Annotated in this window: 1 protein-coding gene; it reads left to right on the top strand. The window is 44.7% G+C overall.

Features of this window, described 5'->3' with window-relative positions:
* Nucleotides 1-26 precede the first annotated feature (26 nt).
* Nucleotides 27-4,703, top strand: a complete 4,677-nt coding sequence (locus tag HMPREF1222_RS04120) for a hypothetical protein (RefSeq protein ID WP_155997573.1) — start codon at nucleotides 27-29, stop codon at nucleotides 4,701-4,703.
* The last annotated feature ends 429 nt before the right edge of the window (nucleotides 4,704-5,132 follow it).

The following is a 5,132-nucleotide window of genomic DNA, read 5'->3' as shown; positions in this document are numbered from 1 at the left end:
TTACCGGCATAGATTCAACGGGGGAAGTGTATTACAATATAGATGCGGAAGTGAATGCCGCAAGTCCCGACACTACAAAGAAGCTGACAAAGGCTACTCCCAACCCGAGCGATCCGAAATATAAGGCTACAATCGATATAAGCGGTCTTGCCGACGGCGAACATAAAATATACTTTTTAGTTAAAGCAGGTTCAGGTGCTACCGATGCAGACAGTACCGATTTTACCGTCGATAAAAAGGCGCCGGTGGTGGAAATACTAAGCCCCAATTTGTCGAGAAGCCAAAGCGGTGATTTTACTATGCGCGGTTCGGCTGTCGATACGCCCAGCGGTGTAAAAAGCATAAAATATATTGCCGGTAAGCAAAATTCCGGCGATATAACGGTAAAACCTGCCGAAACGTCTTCGGCATGGAAACCGCTTGATTTATCGGGTGATTCATGGGATATCCCTTTTACCGGCACCGATAATATTACCCAAAAAGCAAAAGCTCAAGCACTCGGTAAAAAGGTAGAGGGACTCGCAGCGGGCGTGGAACTATATGACATCCCGGTCTTCTTTTTAGTGGAAGATAAGGCAGGGGAAAGTACGCAAAAAGGCAATACCGCTATTATCACCAAAACAATAAGAGTAGACCCGAACGGAGATATCCCGGAAATTACCGTATTATCGCCTGACGCGAATCAAGTTTTAGGCGGTACGATCCGTATTTCGGGAACAGTCAGCGTACCCAATCCTGCGGCGGGAACGGTCGGTTCCGTGTGGATTCAAATTACCGATAAGAAAGACGGCAGCGGCAATCCGGATTTTAATCAAAATGCTACGTTCGGCACAATCAACTGGTGTCCTAGTCCCGATGGGAAGCAGTTAACCTCATATTTGGCCGGAAACCCGTATTGGTCTGTGGAAATCAACGGAAATAAAGAATTTGAGCCTTCAACCGGCACACAACGAACTATTTGGTTTAGATTGCGCGGTAAGAATAATAAACCGACGCCTGAGCCGGGACAGTGGACAGAGCCGGTAAAAATTGTCGTCGATAAAGCGGCGCCGACCATTACCGGTATGAAAGTTGCAACCGAAGCTAAAATTGGTACGGCTATTCCTTCCGGTTTTGATGCTGAAAATCAGGACTATGTTTCGAATATGTGGATAAAGGGCGATAATTTGTATCTATGTGCGGATTTGGCGCATGATGCCGGTATAGAACAAATTGATATATCGGGCAGCTACTTCGGAGCATCGACTATTACATTGAAAGATGATAGTCAAATAACCGGTTCAAATATTAACAATTCAGGTAAGGCGTGGTTTACGCAAAGTTCGGTGCCGTCCACTACTACTGCCAAAAATTATAAAATGCATATTCCGTTAAAAACGACGACAAATCCCGGAAGCAATAATGGATTTACCGTTAATGTTACCATAAAGGCTAAAAAGCAGGGGGAGATAGACGGCTTAACTGCTCAAGCTTCATTCTCGTTGAAGTATGATAATAGCACTCCTACGGCTGCCTTCGGTACAAAAATAGCTTCGTCGGGTACCATACAGGTGAGCGAGACTTCATTTACCGACCCTGCATTGATAGGAAAAACAAATATCAACACGTCAACGAAGTTTTTTGCTTCCGGCGAGGATATTGCAATTACCGGCTTCGACAGAAGTATCGGCAAGGTTACGCTTTACTCCGCTCCGGCACATCCCACAAAGGGTTATCTTATCTACAGCCCTATTGAATATTTGCGGCCGGATGGCAGCGGCAAGGTTGGCGTATTCGGAGCCGCATACGACGTAGGCGCGGGAGTTGAAAAGGTCAAAGTAAACTATAACAACGCTTCTACAACCGAAATTACATTAGAGTCGCCGAGCGGCGTGCAAACTGATGTCGGGAACGGCGATGTCAACTTTGTAACATGGAAAGGCGTGATCGATGTAGGCAGCTTTGCCGACGGTAAAGGAAAAATCATCATTACTCCGATTGACCGTGCAAATAATGAGCACGCTCCCATTGAAGTAGATGTAAAACTGAAGAAAAATCTGTTAAAAATCACCGGTGTAGAACTAGGGACGGATATCAACAGGAATGGTTCTATTGAGAATGTCGGTTCTACGGTTGAAACCAAAACCTTGGCTCTGACCTATGATGCCGACAAACCTAACGGTATCGACAGCGAAAAATACGATTGGCACGGTAAAGCCGATGCGGATGCCTTTAGGTTTAAAAATGCGACATCACACATTAAAGTGGATATATCCGGCGGGAACGGAACTAAAAAGTATACGCTAAAATGTTTAACAAACGGTCAGGATGTACACGGATTAACCGAATTATCGGCAGGCGTCATTACGCTGGATGCGGCTGCTTTTACTAAAATAGGTCAAAGCGATGATCTTAATACGACTAATCCCAAAAAGCGTAAGCTGCTTTTGACACTCTGGGATTCCGCGGCCGGTTTATCAGTCGGTACCAATACATGGAAGGCGGAACTGGAACTTGATGTTATCGTTGATACGAAGGACAGAATTGCACCTACAAACGTGATAGATCCGTTTAAGTGGGTTTCAAAAACGGAAAACAGCCTGTACGGCAATAGCAGCGATAACGGACATATCGAAATAGGAACCGATTTAAATACAACCGTTTTTAACCAGACAAGCGGCCTTATGGATATGGACGATAAAGTTTCCGGCAAAATAAGTATTACGGGAACTGCCCATGATGACCAGGTTATCAAGGAGATTTGGGCAAAAATCGACGGCTTTACGTTTACCGGCATAGACGGAGCAGCTGAAGGAGCGGAAACGAAGCTTGCGACTTATACGTCGGGTTCGTTCTCAGATATAGGGGACTTTGATACAAACGGATGGCATTTCAGTATTGTCTCGAATGACTTGAGTGTAGAAACCGGTCATACCGTTAAGTGGAAGCTTGACTGGAACACCGCAAAGATAAGCGGCGGCGTCGGCCTTGATAAAACCATTGCGATAAAGGTAAAAGATGAATCTACGGAAACTTCACATGCCGTATCCGCAACGCGGCGGGTCGACGTCGTACCGTATGTTTCCGGTCTCACCACTGCTCTTTCCGACCTCGGTGGTAATGCTCCCGATCTCTATGCACGTACGGCATTGGGACGCTATCCCGTTAAAGACGGCGAAACGATAAAAGTACATGGGTTTAATCTTACCGGAGCTGCTTGTACGGTTGGAGGCGTTAGCTGTGGAACTCTTAGTGCAGACGGTTCCTCATGGAAATTGACGCTTTCTGCTAATGCAAAAAGCGGTGCGCTGACGGCGACGGTAGGTACTATTGCCGCAATCAACAATACAAATAACAACGACAAGCCGTATAACAAGGGAGTAAAAACCGCAAACAACGATAGGCTTACCGATGATGTGTACTTGGATGTGTGGCAGTTTAACAGCGAGGCGGTAAAATCAAAGGATGCATCCGTTACGTATCCGATGATGAAGATACATCCCGATGCTGAAAATAACGGTAGAATAGGTTTTGCCTTTGCAAATGGTACCTCTTGGTTCAGTATGGCAAGTAGCTCAAAAAGCTATACTATTTTCCAAAAAAACTGGGACTTATATCAGAATGTCGGATTTGCATACGGTCCGGACGGTACCAGCTATGGTATTGCTTCCGGTACTGACGTAAATACAAGCCTTAATCCTGACACATGCAGTCTTGCAACCTTCTTTGAAGTAAATCCCAGTGGATCCTATGATCATACGGATGCAAATTATAAAGGTTGGGGTGGTATAGCGTTTGAAAGTATCGGTCTTGGCGATGGCAATATCAATAAAAACCGTATTCAGTCTCCTGCTATAGCAGCCGGTCAGAATGTCTACATAGCGTATTATGATTTACTGAAGAAGCAATTGCGGTTTAGAACGAAGAATAAAATTGTGAATATATCTACTCCGCTGGCAAATCCGAAAGATTCTAATTCAGGAAACTACCAAATAATTGTAAATGGCAGTACGCCTTTCGTGGCTTTGGGAGTAGTATCGGAGTTTAATGCTGCAGGAACTGCTACCAGTGATAAAGCCGTAGTTCTTGCCTATTACGATGCGGCTCCCAGACAACTCAAACTGAAGTATAAGACTGCTCTTGATGTTACAACCGCATGGACTGATAATGATTCAGTTAATTTTTCAGGCGGGCAGGATGTTCAGTTAGCAGTTGATAGGAGTGGAGGTATCCATTTGGCTTATACAACCAGTTCCGGCGATTTGGCTTATGCCTATTCTGCTTCCTACAGCGGCACATTTACGGAATACATTGTTGATTCGTACTCGCTGACGGGCAGCCGCCTTACCATCGATGTTGCAAATGATATAAACGGTAAACCGATTCCCTACATAGGTTACTTTATGCAGGGGGGAGGCGTTCCGAAACTTGCGTATTTAAAAGACGGTGCAGTATTGGAAGCAGGAGCTAAAAACGATTACTACACCGGCAAGTGGGAAGTTTCGGTTGTGCCAACCCCAAAGGCGTACGATACCTATGCGGCAGGTAATAAGGTTAATGTCGGTGTCTGGAAAAAGAAAACGGATGGAAAGTTGACCGAAGGTAAAACAGGAAGTTCTAGTTCCGGAACAGAAAATGGAAATGTTTACGGCAATGGTACTTCAAATCCGGTATTGGGTTATGTTATTGAAGAGGGGACTATCGAAACCGCGCAAAAGAAGTAAAGACTTGGAATCGTAATATAACCGCCTGCTTGCTCTTGAAAAAGAGGGGGCGGCGGTACTTTGCCGGTAGGCACTCGCTTGCCGGCTTTTTTTAGAGGAAAAGATGATAACAATCGGTAATAATAAATTACGAGCAGTTTCAGGAATCTCGGAAAAGCCGGCAGTCATTTCCTGCCGGTAATCTTCTGCTTGACAAAGCCCTAAATTATCAGGTATATATCAAGCGGTATTTAGTAATAATGCGGTGTTGTACCGCCCTCTAAGAATCACCCATCTATCGAAATAAAGTGAAGCTATAAAAGTTAATTTTTAAAGTTCCGGATTAGTTCTGCCGATATTTGAGGCGGATACGTTTACTGAATGTTTACTGAACGAATGGGGGAAAAACGTATGAAAAAGAATCGCATAGCATCTTTTGCATTGATTGTA

Source organism: Treponema vincentii F0403 (genome assembly GCF_000412995.1).
GTDB classification, from domain to species: Bacteria; Spirochaetota; Spirochaetia; order Treponematales; family Treponemataceae; genus Treponema; species Treponema vincentii.
Note: the sequence above shows the minus strand (reverse complement) of the source record. Positions and strands in the feature narration are given on the sequence as shown.